Below are 18969 nucleotides of genomic sequence, written 5' to 3'. Positions count from 1 at the left end.
CATGACCAACCCGTTGCTGGAAAACACCGCCCTGCCCCGGTTCACGGCGATCAGACCTGAACACGTCGAACCGGCCATCGATGCGATTCTTGCCGAGTACCAGGCCGGCATCGATGCCATGCTTGCCAGTACCGGCGCACGCAGCTTCTCCAGCGTCATGCAAACCTGCGAGGAGCTCGAAGACCGTCTTTCGCGGGCCTGGTCGCCGGTCAGCCATCTGCACGGGGTCAAGGATTCCGAAGCCTTGCGCGAAGCCTATTCCGCCGCGCAGGACAAGATCGTCGCGTTCCAGACCGCGCTGGGCCAGAACCGCGAGTTGTATGCGGCCGTCAAGGCGGTCGGCGAGTCGGATGAATTCCCTTCATTGCCACGCGCGGCACGAACCCTGGTCGAGCACGAGCTGCGTGATTTCGAGCTGGCCGGCGTGGCCCTTGAAGAGCCGGCCCGTACCCGCTTTCGCGAGATCTCCAGCGAGCTAGCCAGACTCTCGACCGAATTCGAGGAGGCCGTGCTCGACGCGACCGACGCCTGGTCCGAGCACATCACCGACGAGGCCGGTTTGAGCGGCATACCCGATTCGGGGCGCGCGGTGCTGCTCGCCTACGCGCAGGAAAGGAAACTCGATGGCTGGCTGGTCACGCTCAAGCAGCCCAGCGTGCAGGCCGTGCTGACCTATGCCGACGATCGCGCGCTGCGTGCCCGCGTGTATCGCGCCTATGGCACCCGGGCTTCGGACCAATCGGACCAGGGCAGGTTCGACAACACGCCGCGCATCGAAAGGATACTGGCCCTGCGCCACGAAGCCGCCCGGATGCTCGGCTTCGCCAACACGGCCGACGAATCGCTGGCGACCAAGATGGCGCCGTCGGCCGATCGGGTCATCGAGTTCCTCCGGGACTTTGTGGCCAAGGCTCGGCCCATGGCCGAAGCCGATCTGGCCGAGCTGCGCGAGTTTGCGCGCAACGAACTCGGCATCGAGGATTTGCAGCCCTGGGACACCGGCTACGCGGCCGAGAAATTGCGCGAGAAAAAGTACGCGCTGAACGAGGAGGAGCTCAAGCCGTATTTCCCGTTGCCCTCGGTGCTCGACGGCTTGTTTGCCGTCATCAAGAGCGTGCTCGGGATCAGCGTGCGCGAACGCAGGGATGTCGATGTCTGGCACGAGGATGCGCGCTACTACGATCTGCTCGATGCCCAGGGTCGGATATTCGCCGGCGCCTACATCGATCTCTATGCACGCACCGGCAAACGCGGTGGCGCCTGGATGGACGTGTGTACCTCGCGTATCCGGCGTGGCGATGCCCTGCAGCTTCCGGTCGCCTACCTGGTCTGCAATTTCGCCCCGCCAACCGCCGAGCGACCGTCGCTGCTGACCCACGACGACGTAATCACGCTGTTCCATGAATTCGGCCACGGCCTGCACCACATGCTCACCGAAGTCGACTATTCCGGTGTTTCAGGCATCAGCGGTGTCGAATGGGACGCCGTCGAACTGCCGAGCCAGTTCATGGAGAATTTTGCCTGGAAGCGCGAGGGACTCGATCTGATCGCGCGCCACTGGCAGACCGGCGAACGCCTGCCCGAAGCCTTGTTCGAACGGATGCAGGCGGCGCGCAACTTCCAGTCCGGTCTGTTTCTCGTGCGCCAGCTGGAATTCGCCCTGTTCGACTTCCGCCTGCATCGCGAGTTTGATCCGCAACGCGGCGCGCGCACGCTGGACCTGCTGGCTGAAGTACGCCGCGAAGTCGCGGTCGTGACACCGCCGGACTGGCATCGCTTTCCGCACGCCTTTACCCACATTTTCGCCGGCGGCTATGGCGCGGGCTACTACAGTTATCTGTGGGCCGAAGTGCTTTCGGCCGATGCCTTCGAGCGCTTCGAGCAGGAAGGCATCTTCAATCGCGAAGTCGGCGAAGCCTGGCGCAAGGCCGTGCTCGCCGTCGGCGGATCCCGCCCCGCACTGGAGTCCTTCGTCGAGTTCCGCGGTCGCGAGCCCAGCCCGGATGCCCTCTTGCGCAGCTACGGGATCGCTGCCTGAGCTCGACCTGACTTGCAGCGGTGAGTCTCGTTGCAACGAATGCAACGAGACTCGGTTTGCGAGGATGCTTTGCGCTGCTGCACATCCTCGAGAGGGGTAGGGCCCTCCATGGCCCATGGCATGTCTTGTGTTATTCGGTGGAGGTAACGTCTTCGACGGCGCCCACTGCGGGTACGCAGCCGCCATCGAATCCGTTGGAATACACCGGATCATTGGCCGCGAGGTTGCGCAGGGTGAACTCCACGGGTGCTGCCAGCGAATACCTGAGCTGTGCACCCACCGTGTAGACGCCTTCGATCCCGTTGGCAACTGCTTCGACCCAGGCCAGACCATCGGCATCTGAAGCAATCTGCAGACTGGTTCCACTGGCAGCGCCGCGCATGAGAGTTGCTGAGGGGCCACTCGTCGGCGCTACGAAGTCCACTATCAATCCCTGCAACGGAGCGCCACTTCCGTCGGTGACTTCGATCATGAGCACGCAAGCGAATACGGTCCCTATCGCAGCATTCTGATTCGGCTCACTGACAGGCCCGGGGCCTATCGAAGGATCGAGCAGGTTGGTCAGATTGAACGAGCCCAGCGTACCCAGTCCGGCCACGCTGATTGAAACTGAATACTCGCCTGCAATCGCGTTGGCCGTCGCGTTGGTGCTGACGAATCCATCCGAACCGCTGGTCGCCATCATCGGACTCAGTACTACGCTCGGACCAGCCCCTGGCGCGACAAAGCTGACCGCCACGCCCGGTACGGCATTGCCGAATGCATCCTGCACCTGCACGCCAAGCGGGTTGGCAAAAGCCGTGTTGGTCACTGCTCCCTGACCCGAGCCACTCAGGCTGCCGATCGCGGCAGCAGGACCGGGCAGATTGGTCAGCTCGAACGTCGCGTTGGGCGTGATGCCCGCAATACTGACTTCAACGTCATACGTGCCAGCGATGGTGTTGGCGGTTGCGGTAACCGAAACCATGCCGTTGGCATCCGTGATGGCTGGATTCGGGCTGAAGCTTGAACTTGCACCGCTCGCCGGTGGAATGAAGGTGACTTCCACGCCGCCGACTGGATTGCCGAACTGATCGAGCACCTGCAATCCGATGGGATTGACGAAGCCTGCACCGGGACCCGCGCTCTGTCCGCCTCCGTTGATCGGACCAGTACTGGCCGGCACATCTGCGAGGTTGGTCAGGTCGATTTGCAACGGCGTCGCCACGCCTGCGACGGTAGCGCTGATCTGATAGGCACCGGCTACGGTATTCGCCGTTGTCACCACCTGGGCGACGCCGTTGATATCGGTAAGCGCCGGATTGGGTACGACAGTGGCACTTGCGCCGGTCGATGGCGCAGCAAAGCTGACGCTGACGCCCTGGATCGGATCTCCCAACGCATCGCGTACAGTTATGTCGATGGCGGGATTGACCACTAGTCCAACCGTGGCTGAGTAGGGTCCCGGGTTTGCAGGCTGGATCGTACTCGGAACTTGTGTCAGCAGTTGTGTCGTGAGGCCGACATTGTCGAACGTGGCGCTGCCAAGCAGGTTTGCGGTGAGCAAGCCTGAAGGTTCGGCGAAGAGCTGCACATGGATGTTTCCGCTGACGGTGGGTCCGGTTTCGTACTCGAGTTCGAGGCGATAGCTGGTGCCGCCAAGCAGGGTGAGCACACCGGTTCCAGCCGTTGTACTGACCAGACGCGAGGCAATGCTGTTGTCCGTTGCCAGGGCGATACCGATATTTCCGCTGGTGAGTACGCTGGCAGCCAGTGTGCTCCCCGCGTCGACATCGACGCTCAAGGTGTAACGGCGACCGGGCTCCCAGGAGACTCCCGTATTCTGGTGGAATCGTCCACCGTTGTTGAGGATGGTGACGATGTCGAGCCCAAGCAGACCACTGACGCTGGCATTGCCACTACCAATGGTCAGCAAGGGTGGCAGGCCAACTCCGGCAATGCCGGTGTAGGTGGCGCCCCAGGGGCCTGTGCCGAGTACGCCGGTTCCAGAACCGCCGCCGCCAAGACCTCCGATGCTGCCGTCATTTGCCGTATTGGAGAAATCACCGTTCGCCACGCTGATGGCGGCACTCGGGCCAGCAACCGCCGCAGCGTGAGTCGTTGAGATTGCCATGGCTCCGCTGACGAGGAGCAGGAGTGCCACGGTCAGGCGAATGCTGGCACTCGCGACGCGGTTCATGAAGCAGAACGAGGAGGCGCCGGGTGGTGCCAAGGATGGATTGGTTCTCATTTGAAATTCCCTCTCGCAAAATTCCAGTCCCCTAGACCCGGACAGGACTGATGATTGACGCGTGCGATCGGGAAGCCCCCCCTGGCTGCGGAAAATCGTCGTCCTCGACTATGCTCCGCAGCCGCTTGCCGATGCATCGTGCATCCGGGCTGAATGGAACAATGCGCTTTTCATGCCAGATGTAAATATCTCTGGCAGGCGGGCCGGGCCAAGGGGGACCGCAACTTCGGTGATGTCTGGCATAGCTGCAGGAAACTGCCGAGAACTTCGCTGGCTTGCGCTGGAAAAAAATTGTCAACTTGCATATATGAATGAAAGAGTCCGCTCCCAGCTGACCACCGGATTGTCAGTTCCTGACGATGGCTGCGCGGCGCCAATGGCAAAACGAGGATCAAACCTGAACAGGCCTGTTGCTCGGCAGTTTCCACGCGGGTCGCCCCGGTTTGTCGGCAACAGCAGAGTTTCTGCCAGGATCCAGGCACCGGGCTTGCCAGGACCGTTGACCACGGCCTGCGCGTGGTCAACCATTCGTGACATGAACACCGCGCTCGCTGACGCCGAAACCTTCGTCCTCCAGACCGAACGCCTCGACCTGCGCGAACTTGGCATGGACGATGCGGACTTCATGCTCGAATTGCTCAATGACGCGGACTTCATGCGCAATATCGGCGACCGCGGAGTCAGGACACTGGACGATGCCCGCCAGTACATCGCGGCGGGTTCGATGCCGAGCTATCGCCAGTACGGCTTCGGATTCTGGTGCGTCGTCGATCGCCAGAGCGGTGAGCGTATCGGCATCTGCGGATTGGCCAGGCGCGACGAACTGGATGCAGTGGACATCGGCTACGCCTTTCTTCCGGCCTGGCGGGGCCGGGGCCTGGCGCTGGAGGCGTCGCAGGCAGTCATGCACGCGGCGCGGCAGCGCTTCGGCCTGCAACGCATTGTTGCGATCACCTCGCTGGACAATCCTGCCTCTGCGCGCTTGCTGGAGCGCATTGGCCTGCAATTCGAAAGGAACATCCGGCTGGACGACGAAGAACTGCGTCTTTTCGCCTGGAGTGCGCCGGACTAGTCGAGCAGCCGGCTGTATGGACAGTTCCACGCGCTGCCACGAAACTGCAGGATCCTGAGCGCAACTTGCGGAGTCTCCTGGGTGCCGATTCTGGGTGTAGGTCTTCATGTCGTCATCGCCGTCCTGTTCGCCATGCACGTCTTGCGAACCGGGCAGGAGCGCTACTGGCTGCTCGTGCTGTTTCTGGCACCGCTGTTTGGCAGTCTTGTCTACGCGCTGGTCGTATTCATCCCGGACCTCAGCCGCTCGCGCAGTGGTCGCAAGGTTATGCGCGGCCTGCGCGATACATTGAATCCTGGCCGCGAGTTGCGCGAGGCGCAACTGGAGCTCGAACACTCGCCCACGATTGCCAATCGCGAACGCCTGGCCGATGCCCTGCAGGCCGAACAGCGCCACGCGGAAGCCATTGAGGCCTATCGCGAGGCCCTGAGTGGCCTCAACAGCGACGACGCCGATCTGCAGGTCAAGCTGGCCCGCGCCTTGCTCGACAACGGCCAGGCTGCGGAAGCCCGCAAATTGCTTGAGGCGCTGCAGATCCAGCAGCCCGAATTCAAGTCATCCGACGGTCGTCTGATCCACGCGCGTGCCGTGGCTGCGGCCGGTGATCGCGATCTGGCGCGCAAGGAGTTCGACTCGCTGCTGGGCAGCTACGCCGGCATGGAGGCGCGCGCCCGCTATGTCGCGATCCTGAACGCGTGGGGCGAACATGCGGCCGCGAAGCACCTGATCGAGGAGTCCCTGCAACATGCCGAGCGCATGCCGGCAGGTTCACGCAAGCTCAACAAGCAGTGGATTCGCGAGCTTGAACGCGCGCCGACAGCGCCCGAGTAGGCGCCTCAATCCCCAGGAAAACGCCTTGTTTTCAATGACTTCGCTGGCTCACTGCATAGTCCGGCTCGCCCTGGGCGGCCTGGCTCTGGCAGCGCCTGCCACGTCGGGATTGTTTGCCGCGATGCCGCATCGGTGCCACCCGGTCGGGTAGAGTAGGCATATGTATCTCGAGTATTACGGCCTGCGCGAGGCCCCGTTTTCGATCACGCCGGACCCGCGCTATGTTTTCCTGTCCGAAAGGCACCGGGATGCACTCGCGCACCTGCTCTACGGGGTCGGCAAGGGCGGCAGCGGCGGCTTCGTCCAGCTGACCGGCGAAGTGGGCACGGGCAAGACCACCCTGAGCCGTCTCCTGCTCGAACAGCTGCCGGAAAATACCCAGGTTGCCCTGCTGCTCAATCCGAAGCTGTCTCCGGTCGAAATGATCGAGACCGTCTGCGAGGAGTTGAAGCTCGACATCGCCGGCAAGCGCGGCAGCCTCAAGGGCCTGACCGACACACTCAACACCTACCTGCTCGATGCCTATGCGCAGGGACTGCGCATCGTGCTGATTGTCGACGAGGCGCAGAATCTTTCCCTGGATGCACTCGAGCAGATCCGCCTGCTGACCAATCTGGAAACGCCGACTCAGAAGCTGCTGCAGATCATCCTGCTCGGCCAGCCCGAGCTTCGCGACATGCTGATGCGCCCCGAGCTGCGCCAGCTGGCCCAGCGGATCACCGCGCGCTACCACCTGACGCCACTGGATTCGGCCGAGACCGAAGCCTACGTGAAGCACCGCATGGCCGTGGCCGGCTGCCAGAAAGTGCCGTTTTCGCGGCTCGGATTGCGTGCCCTGTATCAGCGTTCCGGCGGCATTCCGCGCCTGATCAACGTGATCGCGGATCGTGCCCTGATGGCCGGCTATGCGCGCGAGCAGCAAAGCATCGGCGAGCGCCTGGTTGATCGTTCTGCCGATGAGACCCTGCCCGGACACGCCCGCTACTGGATGCGCCGCTATGCGCGCTGGGTCGTGGCCGCCTTGCTGGTGCTTGCGCTGGTCGGCACCGGTTTGTGGATGCAGCAGCGTGAACCGGAGCCGGCAGCGCCGGTTGCACCTGCCACCGTGGCGAATCCGACCACGCAGGAAGATGGCGAACAGAGATTGTCCGCCCGTCTCGCCGAAAAACCGGAAACCGAACTTTCCGCGGCAACGACCCTGCTGTCACGCTGGCAGGTGGGATCCGGCGAAGCCTCCGTTCGCGCCGCAACGCGATGCCCTTCCGTCATTTCGAACGGACTGCATTGCCTGCGCGGACGCGGCACGCTGGAGCAGGTGGTGCGCTTCGATCGCCCCGCGATCCTGGTCCTCGACAATGCCGGCGAGCCTGCCCATGCCCTGCTCCAGGGTGCCGGACCGGCTCGCGTACGCATCGATGTGGCAGGGGACAGCATTGAACTTCCGCGCGAGGCACTGGGTCGATTCTGGTCTGGTGACTTCATCGCCATCTGGCGTGTTCCGACTTCGATCCCGGGGCCCCTGCGCGTTGGCGACGCTGGTCCGGCCGTCGCCTGGGCCAAGCAAAGCCTGAGCCGGCTGGATGGCGGCGCCGATGGCGAAAGCGGTCCGGCGTATTTCGATACCGACATGGAGGAGCGTGTGCGCAAGCTGCAACTCGCCTACGGTATCCAGGCCGATGGCATCATTGGCCCGGAGACCCTGTTCGCACTGTCCGCACTGGACGAAACAGGCCCCCACCTGATCCGAAACATCAAGTAGACCCCGCTCGCATCATGTCGCTCATTCTTGAAGCCCTGAAAAAATCCGAGCGCCAGAGGCGGCTCGGCGAATCGCCTTCGCTGGGCTCTCCGGTGATGGCCGTGGGCCGGCGCCGCAGCCTGATGCCGGCGCTGGTCGTGCTGATCGTTCTCGGCCTGCTCGCGCTCTGGTGGATGAGGCGCGAGTCCGCCGCACCCGTCGCCGAGCCGGAAGCGCCGGCCGCTGTTGCTACGGCTCCCGCTCCGCCTGCCGTTCCCGACGCCTCGACGTTCAATGACAATCCGCAGCCCCCGCCTCCGGTGAATGCCGCACGCGAAGTAGCGCAGAGCACCGCGGCCTCGCGCGTTCCGCGCAGCAAGGTTCCGCCCGATGCGACCAGCGGACTCGCCCCGGACCTGCGCCAGAAGGTCAAGTCGGGTGAAGTCGTGGTCCCCAATCCGCAGCTGCTCAAGCCCGGTCAGCCCGCCACCATCGACGAGCCGGCGCAGGCCGCCGCCGCGGGTGCCGATGATGCGCAGCGCGAGCAACAGGCCGCCGCGGCCGCCATGGCGGCGGCAGCCGCAGCGGCCGGAAACTCTTCGGACAAGACGCCTGTCCAGGCTACCGCTGCACCCAAGCCGGCACCGGCACCGGCAGCAACGGCCGCGACTCCGACAACCGCATCTGCAGCGGCGGGGGCAGCGCCCGGATCGGGTGTCAAGCTGATCTGGGAGTTGCCGTATGAGACCCGGCGTGAGCTTCCCGAGATCAAGCTGACCATGCATGTCTACGCTGACCGGCCCGACCAGCGCTTCGTCATCATCAATGGCGACCGTCAAGTGGAAGGAGATGAAGTCGGCAGCCTCAATCTGATCGAAATTCGCCGCGACGGTGTCGTTTTCGATTACGAAGGTGTGCGCTTCCTGTATCCCCGCGGCGGCCGCTGAGCCACCGGGATGTTCGTTCAGCTCGAAAGCAGACGTCGGCCCCGACCGCCCTGGGCAACGATGTTGCTGGTGGCCGCCTGCGTGGTCATGTTCCTGTGGATCGCCGCCGAGCCGGCAGACGGGCGCGGGCGCCTGCTGACGGTCTGGGGCACGGTGCCCACGACCTTGCTGGACAACCAGGTACCGTGGCTGACCCAGCTCACCGAATTGCGTTTCGCCCGGCTGGTCACGGCCCTGTTCATCCATGCGGACTGGATCCACCTGACCACGAATCTGCTCTTCCTCGTGATCTTCGGCGTGCCTGCCGAACGCGCGCTCGGTGCCGGTCGCTTCCTGATGCTGTTCATCCTCGGTGGAGCCCTGGCCAACCTGGCCGGTGCACTGACCCTGGCGGCCACCAACTCGCCGATCATCGGCTCCAGTGGTGCGGTTTCGAGCGTGGTCGGGGCCTATCTGGCCCTGTATCCGCGGGCCAGGCTGGGCCTGGTCTTGCCGCTCGGATTCTTCCTCGAATTCGTGCGTGTGCCGGCTTCGCTGCTGATCGGCTTCTGGGCCGGGCTGCAGATCCTTTTCACCTACGTCGGCCCTGCCTTTGGCGCCGTCGCCTGGTGGACCCACATCGCGGGTTTCATCGTCGGCATCACGTTCGCCCTGCTCTGGAAACCGGGCATTGCACGGCGCGCTCGCGAATAGCGCGGGCTGGACCTTGCCGATCCTGGAGTCAACCGGATGTTCTGGCAGGGAGCCCGCACGCGTCGATCGCATACACTTCGCTCATGAGCCAGGATCCACCACCCACTGATCCGCCCCGCCGCCGTGTCGCGCCAAAGACGTCCACAACCGCTGGTGCGAAGAAATCCGCACCGGCGAAGACGGCAGCGCGCAAGACTCCGGCCAGGGCTGCTGCGGACACGTCGAGTCCGCCCACGTCATCGCGCAAGCCAGCAGCGAAGGCGGCGACCACGCCCGCGGATCGTGCGCCTGCAACGCGTCCGGCTATCCGTGGTCCCGCACAATCGGCGACTGCACCGACGAAGACGACACCCCCGTCAAATCGAAGTTCGGTCGACGCGGATTCTGCGGGTCGCCCGTCCCGTATTGAAGCCTCGCCGCATCGCGCCGGCGAGGCCGAATCCGTCTCGCCACCCTGGGCAATCCTAGACACGGCAATGACCCCGGCGAAGCAGGCAGCGCCGAAAACCGGAGCGGGCAAGCCCGTAAAGAACTTGCCCAAGGCCCATCCGGCTGATGCATCGACACGCTCGATGCGCGTCATCGAACTGCTGACCATGCGACTGCGCGAGCCCTGGCGCGAACGCGTGCGGCAGTACCTGGTACTGATGCGCATGGATCGCCCGGTTGGCGCATTGCTATTGCTGTGGCCCACCTGGTGGGGCCTGTGGTTCGCGGCCAATGACTTTCCGCCGATCGGCATGCTGCTGATCTTTACCCTCGGCGTGTTCGTGATGCGCGCTGCCGGCTGCGTGATCAACGATTACGCCGATCACGGCTGGCTCGATGCCCATGTCGAACGAACCCGGGAAAGACCGATGGCGGCCGGGCGCGTTTCCAAGCGTGAAGCCATCCTTCTGTTTCTCGGCTTGCTGGCATCCGCCTTCGTGCTTGTGCTGTTTACCAATGCACTGACGATCAAGCTGTCGTTCGTGGGTGCCGCGATCGCTGCGATCTACCCATTCAGCAAGCGCTATACCCACCTTGCCCAGGTCGTACTCGGAGCCGCCTTCGGCTGGTCGATTCCGATGGCCTTCGCAGCGGTGACGGGCGAGGTACCGGTACTTGCCTGGCTGCTGTTTCTGGCCAACGTGCTGTTCTCGACTTTCTACGATACCGAATACGCCATGGTCGACCGCGACGACGATATCCGCGTTGGTGCGAAGTCCACGGCGATCCTGTTTGGTGACGCCGATGTGCCGATCGTCGGCATCCTCATGGGCACGTTCCTGTTCGCCATGCTGCTGGCCGGCACGCGCGCCGAGTTGCTCTGGCCCTACTTCGGCGGTCTTGCCATCGCTGCCTGCCTGCTCGGCTGGCAGCTCTGGCTGATCCGCAAGCGCGAACGCGAAGCCTGCTTCGCCGCCTTCCGCAACAACAACTGGGTCGGTTGCGTGTTGTGGATCGGCTTGTTGCTGGCGTTGGCGATTCGTTAGTCGGGCCGTAGTCTGGCTCGAACCGTTCCGCTCCCGAAACGGCCGTGACGGATGCCTATGTCCAAGGGCAGCGGCTTTCTGCCAGTGGAACCCATGTTGTCATTGCGGACCCTGTCGACGAGCAGCAAAAAGCCGGCGGTAGGCTAGCGCTGCCAGCACGCCAATCAAGAAGCCGACCGCGACGGCCAAACCTTCTATCCATGTTATGGAGAACGTATTTCCGTTCTTGATCTGCGGGTCATCCCGCACGGTGTAGACAGTCGGTCCGGAAAGTGTTTCGGCCTTGACTGCCAAGCCGTACGCATAGCTGCCTTTCGCTAAAGCACTCTTGTCAATTGTGAAGGACAGCGTTTTCGCAGCATGGTCATACTTGAAGTCTGAGAATCCCTTGCCGCCAGCCCAGGGGCCCTTCGGTTTGTCCTTATCCGGGCTAATCCAGAGCATGTTCTTCGGATCATCCTGAGCGGTTGTTCCAAGCCTGAGGTTGTGCGCCTGGTTGTCCCACCGCGCCTGAGTGGATTCGAGCTTGAGTTCGACATGGATGACCTTTTCCGCCACATTTTCTATATCCATGGTGCCATCCACACCCACCTGCATTCCCTGCGGCAAGCTGGATCGCGGGATGAACACGAAATACGCAGCGCCATCCTTCGGCACTTTTTCTCCCGATTTTTCGAACACAAGTACGCCAAATTTCATTTCTGAAGCCATTGCAGTGCTCCTTCTCGCCTGGAGAGAGTGAATGTTTGGTCAGTGCACCTGTTTGTCCGTCAACTCGATTGTTTCCAGCAGACTCACCCGCGATCTTGCCCCGGCAGGGCTCATCCGGGACCACTTAGGTAATGTTGCAGATCGCTCGTGTACCCGGGTTCCTGGTAGTCGATGCTGCTCAACCAACTGGCCAGTCGGCTGGCTTCATCCCTGCGGCCCAACGCATAGAGTGCAATAGCCAATGAAGCCTTGCTTCCGGGATCCGACGGCGCATGTTCTGTGTCAAGCAGCTCGACAACTTGTTGCCAAGTCCTGTTTGCCTCAGTGCTCGATCCTTGTTGTTGTTGTATTTCTGCCATCAACATATACGCCTGCACCATGGCGCGATCCCTGTCCCCCTCCCTCAACTGGGTCGATGGCAACGCGTCGAGTATCCGGACTATCTCCCTGGCTTGCTGCAGGGCGGACAACTCTTCTCCAGTTGCTGCAACGACTCTGGCTTGAGCGAGAAGATTGGCAATCAGGCCGAATTGCCAGCTGATAACACTTGCGTCACGCCTCAGTAGATTTCTTGAGACTTCAATTCCCTGGGCAGCGACTTTGCCGGCAGCTGCAAGCTCACCCGCATGAACCAGTGCATTTGCCAGTCTTGCATATGCACCGGACGCTATTTCTGCCCAGCGTGCGTTGTCGGGATCGGCCGTCGTCAGTTCGATGGCCAGTGCGAGACTCTGCTGCAGTTGTGCAACAGCCGGCGAAATCTGACCGAGATCGAGCTCGATGCCAGCCAGCTTGCTTCTGCTGACAAGAAGCGCCTCTCTGGCCTCCTGATTCTTCGCATCCTTTCCCAGCGATCGCAGGTAGATTTCAATTTCTTCCTGGCGATTGCTGGCAGCTGCGCTGAATTGGCCTTGATCACGCAGAACGTCTGACAGCCAGGCATGTGCTTGTGCTGTCCTCATGCTGGCGGCACCGGAGTCGGGAAGCCTGTTGGTGGCTTGTTTCGCCATTTCCAGTTCTTGCGAGAAAATGGCGGCTGCATCGCGAAGCCGACCCTGTTCGTAGAGCAAGGTCCCCAGATTGCTGTTTGCATAGCCGACTTCCGCTTGCCAGTCATCATTGGCGGGATCGATAGCGATCAGCCGCTCTGCCAACCGCTTGTATTCCTGGAACGCTGGCTCAGCGACGGCAATATTGCCGCGCTGATAGGCGATGTATCCAACCCAGAAAACACTCTGTGCGTGATCAAAAATGAGTTGCCCGTTGTTCGGTTCGCGGACGACCAGTTCGGCAGTGCTGTCGGCGGCTTGCTCGAATACCTTCAGCGCTTCATCGAGTTCGCCGCGCAGGTCGTAGACTTCGCCGATCATGTGCAAGGCGCGGGCGCGACGGGCAAGGCCTTCGGCGTCGAGATCCTCCGACTTTTGCGCGGCGTAGTAGGCGAGTGCTTCCTTGCCGACGGCATCGAGCGTGGCCAGTTTGCCGTCGGGTTCGAGCTTCTTGCGCAGGTCGCCGATCATGAATTCGACCAGGCCTTCGGCATGACTGCGCTGGTCGACGGCTTCGCGGCGTGAGGTGATGGCAATCAGGGTGGAAAGCCCGAGCACGACGACGAGCGCCAGTGACGCACAGGTGACCCTGAACATGCTGCGGTGACGGCGCTGCTGGTCGCGCTGGACCAGTGTGTCGTAACCGATGCCGAGGATGCCGGCGATCAGCTTGAGCAGGGCATGGCTGCGGCCATCGGCGAACCGGCGCGCGTCCGCCGCAACCGGTTCGCTCTTGCTGTTGGCGGTTCTCGACTGTGCCTGCTCCAGCGAAGGCGGAAAGCAGAGTGGCGCGGCGGGATCCGGCCCGCCATCGACGACAAGACAATGAATACGGTCACCGCGCCCGAGTCGCTGGAAGGCAAGCACTTCCTCGTTGACCCAGCGCGACCGTGCGGACTCGGGCGAGCAGATGACGATCAGACACCAGGACTGGCTCAGCGCTTCCTCGACCGCCGCTCCGAGATCGCTGGCGGTGGGCAACTCGTCGCGGTCGCGGAAGACCGGGGTCAGCCGGGCAGGTACGCTCCCTGCGGCGATCGGCATGCCGACGAGGCGACGCGGGACACGATAGGTCTCCAGAGCCTTGTGCAGCCAGCGGCCCCAGGACGCGTCCGTGTGGCTGTAGCTGATAAAGGCCCAGTAGCGGAATCCAGAAGCTGGTTGACCTGTCGTCATCCTGCATCCATTCCACGCTCAGTCGCACCGAGTACCGGAATACTCAGAATACGCCAACAAAGTGTGAAGTACATCACACTTTTGCAGAAATCAGTTCAGCTCCGAGCCGGCGCCCGCGCCAGCGCCCAGACATCCACCCGGACCGCACCCGCCCTGCGCAGAACCTTGGCGCACTCGCGCAGGGTCGTGCCCGTGGTCATCACGTCATCGAGAATCGCCACATGCTCGGGAGGCCTGGCATCCGCCATCATTGCGAATGCGCCGTGCAGATTGCGTCGCCTTTGCTTCGCATCGAGCCCGGTCTGGGCCCTGGTGCTGCGCAGACGAATCAGGGATGTGCTGTCCAGTGGCAAGCCGAGTGCCTGCGCCAATGGCTTGGCCAGCTCAAGCGCCTGGTTGTAGCCGCGCTCGCGAAGGCGGTCGGGATGCAGGGGAACGCAGTAGAGCCGTTCCGGCAGGGCAACGGTCAGGTTCGTGCCTGCGGCTTCAATCATCAGTTCGCTGAGCACCCGTCCGACCGCGAGATCGCGTCGAAACTTGAAGCGCGCTTCGAGCAGATCCAGTGGATGCGCATAGCGGAACGGTGCCCAGGCGCCGGCGAATGGCGGCGCCTGGCGCAGACAGGCGCCGCATTCGTCGGCCGGGTGCTCCAGCGGCAGCGCACATCGACCACAGCAGCACAGATTGCGGGGCATGTCGGCATGACAGGCCGAACAGAGTCCGCGCACCTGCGTTGCCGGGGCCCTGCACAACAGGCAGCGCGGCGGTAGCACCGCATCCAGCAGTTGCGCTACCAGGCCGTCAACTTTTTTCCTCCATGCCAAGTTGACAGCCTCCGATGCCGAACCCAGACTCGCCGCACTTTAGCGAAAACCGGAACGCCCTGATGTCCGACATCCGACACGATTGGTCGCGCGATGAAGTACTTGCACTCTTTGAGCTGCCCTTTGCAGACCTGCTGCAGCGCGCCCATGCCGTGCATCGAGCCCATCATGATGCCAATACCGTGCAGGTCTCGACCCTGCTTTCGATCAAGACCGGCGGCTGTCCCGAAGACTGCGCCTATTGCCCGCAGGCAGCCCGCTATTCGACCGGGGTCAAGGCCGAGAAACTGCTGCCGCTGGATACCGTGATTGAGCACGCGCGCCAGGCCAGGGCCGCGGGAGCGACACGCTTCTGCATGGGTGCAGCCTGGCGATCGCCGAAGGACCGCGACCTGCCCAAGGTCGCCGCGATGATTCGCGCCGTGCGCGGACTCGGCATGGAAACCTGCGCGACGCTGGGCATGTTGTCCGAAGAGCAGGCGGAAGCCCTGCATTCCGCCGGCCTCGACTACTACAACCACAACCTCGATACGGCGCCGGAGTTCTACGGCGACGTGATCGGCACGCGCGAGTTCCAGGATCGCCTCGACACGCTGGAGCACGTGCGCAAGACCGGCATGAAGACCTGCTGTGGCGGCATTGTCGGCATGGGCGAAACGCGCGAACAGCGTGCTGGCCTGCTGCAAACCCTGGCTTGCCTGCCGGAGCATCCGCAGTCGGTACCGGTCAATCGCCTGGTCCAGGTCGAAGGCACGCCGCTGGCGGGAACGGCCCTGCTCGATCCGTTCGAGTTCGTGCGCACGATTGCCGCTGCGCGCATCCTGATGCCGGTATCGATGGTGCGCCTGTCAGCCGGCAGGGCAGAGATGAGCGACGAACTGCAGGCCCTGTGTTTCTTTGCCGGCGCCAATTCGATCTTCTATGGCGAAAAGTTGCTGACCACGGGCAATCCCGACGTGGCTGCCGACCAGAAGCTGTTCCGTCGGCTTGGCATTGTTGCCATGCAGCTCGACGTGCCTGCGGAAACAGGAACCGTGCACACCGACATCATGGAACACCGCACGGGTGTTGCGGTCGAAACCGCGGTCTAGTGGATTTTCGCGTGGCCCATGCAGACCCACCATCCGCTCAACATCGTGTTGCCGCCATGAGCAGGCCGTCCCTGCTCGCCCGATTGGCCCGGGCCTGCGAGGCGCGCGCGCAGGATTCACTGCTGCGTCGCATCCGTACGGTGAGCGATGTGGATGCAGCGCATACCGTCATCGATGGCCGACGCTTGCTCAATTTTGCCAGCAACGACTACCTCGGTCTGGCCCGGCACCCGGCCCTGGTCGAAGCGCTGAATCGGGGCGCTGCACGCTGGGGGGTCGGCGCTTCGGCGGCGCATCTGCTCGGCGGCCATCGCGAAGAGCATGCCCTGCTCGAGGCAGAACTGGCGGCCTGGACGGGACGCGAGAGCGCGCTTCTTTTCTCGACCGGCTACATGGCCAATCTTGGCGCGATGCAGGCTCTGCTCGATCCACGCGACGTCTGCATACAGGACAAGCTCAATCATGCCTGCCTGATCGATGGTGCGCGCCTGGCTGGCGCACGCATGAAGCGCTATCGCCACGCCGATGTCGAGGGTGCGCGACGCCAGCTCGTCGCCGATCCTTCTGCGGCCGCCTTGCTTGCCACGGATGGCGTTTTCAGCATGGACGGCGATGTCGCTCCGTTGCTTGAACTGTCCGCGCTCTGCCGCGAGCAGCAAGCTTCATTCATGGTCGATGACGCCCACGGCTTCGGCGTGCTCGGTGCCTCCGGCGCAGGAAGCCTGGAAGAAGCCGGGCTCGACCAGGACAGCGCGCCGGTCCTGATGGCAACGCTCGGCAAGGCGCTCGGAGTGGCCGGCGCGTTCGTCGCAGGATCCACAGACCTGATCACCGGACTGGTCCAGTTCGCTCGCACCCAGGTCTACACCACGGCCATGCCACCCGCACTGGCCGCAGCGACACGCGTTGGCATTCGCCTGGCAAGGGAGGAAAGCTGGCGGCGCGAAAGGCTGCAAAGCCATGTCCGCCAGTTTCGCGAAGGCGCGGCTGCGCGCGGCATTGCGCTGGCGGCATCGCGCACGCCCATCCAGCCCGTGCTGATTGGACACAGCGACGATGCGTTGCGCGCCGCGAATCGGCTTGAAGCAGCCGGCTTTTTTGTCCCCTCTATCCGACCGCCCACCGTGCCCTTGCATGCAGCGCGGCTGCGCGTCACCTTGTCGGCCGCCCACGAGGAGGCACAGATCGAAAGCCTGCTCGACGCACTGGCGACCTGCGCATTGGCGAAAGAGTAGAACAGGTTGCCCTGGCTCACACGCGAGATGGATTGGCGTTTTCTGCGCTTGCCTTGCGTGGGCCATACTGACAGGCGATTGACGTGAGCATTTCCATCCGTATTTCGGGCGCTGGCCCGGACCTCGTACTGATTCACGGCTGGGCCATGCACGGTGGAATCTTTGCGCCGCTCGCCGATCTGCTTTCGGCGCATTTCCGGCTGCACGTCGTGGATCTGCCCGGTCACGGTCACAGCCGTGAATTCATTTCCGGCGAGCTGGACCCGGCGCGCGTCGCCACGGCCATCGTTGCGCAGACGCCTCCTGCCATCTGGCTGGGCTGGTCGCTCGGTGGCCTGATCGCGCTGCGAGCAGCTCTGGATTTTCCCGAGCGGGTGCAGGGCCTCGTCGCGATGGCTTCCAGTCCGCGTTTCGTTCGTGGCGATGACTGGTCCAATGCCGTTTCGGTCGAGATATTTCGCGACTTCGGTGTGGCCCTTGCAGCGGGCTTTCGTCCAACCATCGATCGTTTCGTCGCCCTGGAAACGCTGGGCTCGGCGCATGCGCAGGAAGAATTGCGAGAACTCAAGGCGCACGTATTCGAGCGCGGTGAACCCTCGCTTGCGGCATTGCAGGAGGGACTGGAACTGCTTGAAACCTTCGACGCCCGTGCCGAACTGGACGGGCTCGGCATGCCGAGCCTCTGGCTTGCCGGTCGGCGTGACCGCATCGTGACGCCGTCGGCCATGCGCTGGGCGGCAGAACAATGTCCATCCGGTCAGTTCATCGAACTGCCTTCGGCACACGCGCCCTTTCTCAGTGACCCGCAGCGGGTCGCCGATGCGATCATTGCCTTCGCCGATTCACGGGTGCACGCATGAGCGGGATTTTTGACACGGGACATGTTCGCCGCGCATTCGGGCGCGCCGCCGCCAGCTACGAGGCGCATGCGGTGTTGCAGGACGAAGTCCGGCGGCGTCTGCAGGAGCGGCTGGAAGATCTTGCGCTGACGCCGAAAACCATACTCGATGTCGGCTGCGGCACGGCCCGCGGAACGGCTGCGTTGCGCAAGCGCTATCCCGGGGCACGCATCATTGCGCTCGATCTGGCCATGCCGATGCTGCGCGAGGCCAGACGGCATCGCAGCTGGCTGCGCCCGTTCTCGCGCGTGTGTGCGGACGCCGAGGCGCTTCCGCTCGCCGAAGCCAGCGTCGATCTGTTGCATTCGAACCTGTGTCTGCAGTGGTGCGGACAGCCGGGTACCGTGCTCGACGAGTTTCGTCGCGTGCTGCGCCCGCAGGGAACATTGCTGTTCAGCACCTTCGGCCCGGAGACCCTGCACGAACTGCGTCAGGCCTTTGCCGAAGTGGACGCGATGCCACATGTCAGCCGCTTCCTCGACATTCATCAGATCGGCGATGCATTGCTGGCCGCGGGCTTTCGCGACCCCGTACTCGAGCGCGACACCTTTACCCTGACCTATGCCGATGTGCTGGCCCTGATGCGCGAACTTCGTGCAATCGGCGCGACCAATGCCGACACCGAGCGCTCGCGTAGTCTGACCGGGAAGCAGCATCTGCAGCGGGTCATCGCGGCCTATGAGCGCCACCGACAGCAAGGTCGGATTCCGGCCAGCTACGAAGTGGTGTACGCCCAGGCCCGGGCACCGGATGCGAGCCAGCCTCGCCGATCTGCAGACGGCGCAGCCATTGCCAGTTTTCCGGTCGATCGATTGCGTGGCTCACGCAGAAGCAAAACCTAGCGGAAATGCGCCATTGACAGACGTGTTGTCGCCTTATGCGCTCGCACTGAGCCTGTCGAAGTGCGTGCGTGGGCTGCTTGGAAGCGCACATTTCAGGGAGCAGGAAAGCGCTGGATGA

16 protein-coding genes are annotated in these 18969 nt (G+C 63.2%); 11 read left to right on the top strand and 5 right to left on the bottom strand.

What is annotated here, in order from left to right:
- Position 1 precedes the first annotated feature (1 nt).
- On the top strand, positions 2-2038 hold the full coding sequence (locus tag R3F00_RS01425; RefSeq protein WP_371279916.1) for a M3 family metallopeptidase: 2037 nt from the start codon (positions 2-4) through the stop codon (positions 2036-2038).
- 130 nt (positions 2039-2168) lie between these two features.
- Here R3F00_RS01425 and R3F00_RS01420 read toward each other — a convergent pair whose 3' ends face one another.
- Positions 2169-4268 carry an Ig-like domain-containing protein gene (locus tag R3F00_RS01420; protein WP_371279914.1) on the bottom strand — a complete coding sequence of 700 codons (2100 nt, stop codon included), beginning with the start codon at positions 4266-4268 and terminating at the stop codon, positions 2169-2171.
- A gap of 535 nt (positions 4269-4803) precedes the next feature.
- Here R3F00_RS01420 and R3F00_RS01415 point away from each other — a divergent pair.
- The 5 genes from R3F00_RS01415 (at position 4804) to R3F00_RS01395 (ending at position 9549) form a co-directional block, all read left to right on the top strand.
- A complete protein-coding gene (locus R3F00_RS01415; RefSeq protein ID WP_371279913.1) occupies positions 4804-5340 on the top strand; it encodes a GNAT family N-acetyltransferase in 537 nt (178 codons plus the stop codon).
- 81 nt (positions 5341-5421) lie between these two features.
- On the top strand, positions 5422-6171 hold the full coding sequence (locus R3F00_RS01410; RefSeq protein ID WP_371279912.1) for a tetratricopeptide repeat protein: 750 nt from the start codon (positions 5422-5424) through the stop codon (positions 6169-6171).
- Between the two features lie 160 nt (positions 6172-6331).
- On the top strand, positions 6332-7930 hold the full coding sequence (locus R3F00_RS01405; RefSeq protein WP_371279910.1) for an AAA family ATPase: 1599 nt from the start codon (positions 6332-6334) through the stop codon (positions 7928-7930).
- 14 nt (positions 7931-7944) lie between these two features.
- Positions 7945-8856, top strand: a complete 912-nt coding sequence (locus tag R3F00_RS01400; RefSeq protein WP_371279909.1) for a general secretion pathway protein GspB — start codon at positions 7945-7947, stop codon at positions 8854-8856.
- Between the two features lie 9 nt (positions 8857-8865).
- Positions 8866-9549 (top strand): rhomboid family intramembrane serine protease, encoded by a 684-nt coding sequence (locus R3F00_RS01395; RefSeq protein ID WP_371279908.1) that lies wholly within the window; start codon positions 8866-8868, stop codon positions 9547-9549.
- A 28-nt stretch (positions 9550-9577) separates the two neighbouring features.
- Here R3F00_RS01395 and R3F00_RS01390 read toward each other — a convergent pair whose 3' ends face one another.
- Positions 9578-10021, bottom strand: coding sequence for a hypothetical protein (locus R3F00_RS01390; protein WP_371279907.1), 444 nt, complete (start codon positions 10019-10021; stop codon positions 9578-9580).
- A gap of 124 nt (positions 10022-10145) precedes the next feature.
- Between R3F00_RS01390 and ubiA the strand changes: the two genes are divergently transcribed.
- A complete protein-coding gene (gene ubiA, locus R3F00_RS01385) occupies positions 10146-11024 on the top strand; it encodes a 4-hydroxybenzoate octaprenyltransferase (protein ID WP_371280026.1) in 879 nt (292 codons plus the stop codon).
- A 99-nt stretch (positions 11025-11123) separates the two neighbouring features.
- On the opposite strand, the gene R3F00_RS01380 is transcribed toward ubiA, so the two are convergent.
- The 3 genes from R3F00_RS01380 to R3F00_RS01370 form a co-directional block, all read right to left on the bottom strand.
- On the bottom strand, positions 11124-11735 hold the full coding sequence (locus R3F00_RS01380; RefSeq protein WP_371279905.1) for a hypothetical protein: 612 nt from the start codon (positions 11733-11735) through the stop codon (positions 11124-11126).
- A gap of 110 nt (positions 11736-11845) precedes the next feature.
- On the bottom strand, positions 11846-13960 hold the full coding sequence (locus R3F00_RS01375; protein WP_371279904.1) for a TIR domain-containing protein: 2115 nt from the start codon (positions 13958-13960) through the stop codon (positions 11846-11848).
- A gap of 95 nt (positions 13961-14055) precedes the next feature.
- Positions 14056-14784, bottom strand: a complete 729-nt coding sequence (locus R3F00_RS01370) for a ComF family protein (RefSeq protein WP_371279903.1) — start codon at positions 14782-14784, stop codon at positions 14056-14058.
- 62 nt (positions 14785-14846) lie between these two features.
- On the opposite strand from R3F00_RS01370, the gene bioB reads away from it, so the two are divergent.
- The 4 genes from bioB to bioC all read left to right on the top strand — a co-directional run bounded on the left by bioB (position 14847) and on the right by bioC (position 18851).
- A complete protein-coding gene (gene bioB / locus R3F00_RS01365) occupies positions 14847-15875 on the top strand; it encodes a biotin synthase BioB (RefSeq protein ID WP_371279902.1) in 1029 nt (342 codons plus the stop codon).
- Positions 15876-15931: 56 nt separating this feature from the next.
- Complete coding sequence (gene bioF, locus R3F00_RS01360) at positions 15932-17110, top strand: 8-amino-7-oxononanoate synthase (protein ID WP_371279901.1); 1179 nt, start codon at positions 15932-15934, stop codon at positions 17108-17110.
- A gap of 89 nt (positions 17111-17199) precedes the next feature.
- A complete protein-coding gene (bioH, locus tag R3F00_RS01355) occupies positions 17200-17970 on the top strand; it encodes a pimeloyl-ACP methyl ester esterase BioH (RefSeq protein WP_371280025.1) in 771 nt (256 codons plus the stop codon).
- Positions 17967-18851 (top strand): malonyl-ACP O-methyltransferase BioC, encoded by an 885-nt coding sequence (gene bioC / locus R3F00_RS01350; RefSeq protein ID WP_371279900.1) that lies wholly within the window; start codon positions 17967-17969, stop codon positions 18849-18851. Before bioH ends, bioC begins: the two co-directional genes overlap by 4 nt.
- Positions 18852-18969 lie beyond the last annotated feature (118 nt).

It is taken from the genome of Dokdonella sp., assembly GCF_041395345.1.
Taxonomy (GTDB): domain Bacteria; phylum Pseudomonadota; class Gammaproteobacteria; order Xanthomonadales; family Rhodanobacteraceae; genus Dokdonella.
The sequence above is the reverse complement of the archived record's forward strand: the minus strand, read 5'-3'. Positions and strand labels throughout refer to the sequence as shown.

Bases quoted from the DNA above. Each gene is read 5' to 3' on its own strand.
- R3F00_RS01425 (WP_371279916.1), top strand. From the start codon at position 2: ATGACCAACCCGTTGCTGGAAAACACCGCCCTGCCCCGGTTCACGGCG.
- R3F00_RS01420 (WP_371279914.1), bottom strand. From the start codon at position 4,268: ATGAGAACCAATCCATCCTTGGCACCACCCGGCGCCTCCTCGTTCTGC.
- R3F00_RS01415 (WP_371279913.1), top strand. From the start codon at position 4,804: ATGAACACCGCGCTCGCTGACGCCGAAACCTTCGTCCTCCAGACCGAA.
- R3F00_RS01405 (WP_371279910.1), top strand. From the start codon at position 6,332: ATGTATCTCGAGTATTACGGCCTGCGCGAGGCCCCGTTTTCGATCACG.
- R3F00_RS01400 (WP_371279909.1), top strand. From the start codon at position 7,945: ATGTCGCTCATTCTTGAAGCCCTGAAAAAATCCGAGCGCCAGAGGCGG.
- R3F00_RS01395 (WP_371279908.1), top strand. From the start codon at position 8,866: ATGTTCGTTCAGCTCGAAAGCAGACGTCGGCCCCGACCGCCCTGGGCA.
- ubiA (WP_371280026.1), top strand. From the start codon at position 10,146: ATGCGACTGCGCGAGCCCTGGCGCGAACGCGTGCGGCAGTACCTGGTA.
- R3F00_RS01380 (WP_371279905.1), bottom strand. From the start codon at position 11,735: ATGGCTTCAGAAATGAAATTTGGCGTACTTGTGTTCGAAAAATCGGGA.
- R3F00_RS01375 (WP_371279904.1), bottom strand. From the start codon at position 13,960: ATGACGACAGGTCAACCAGCTTCTGGATTCCGCTACTGGGCCTTTATC.
- bioB (WP_371279902.1), top strand. From the start codon at position 14,847: ATGTCCGACATCCGACACGATTGGTCGCGCGATGAAGTACTTGCACTC.
- bioF (WP_371279901.1), top strand. From the start codon at position 15,932: ATGAGCAGGCCGTCCCTGCTCGCCCGATTGGCCCGGGCCTGCGAGGCG.
- bioC (WP_371279900.1), top strand. From the start codon at position 17,967: ATGAGCGGGATTTTTGACACGGGACATGTTCGCCGCGCATTCGGGCGC.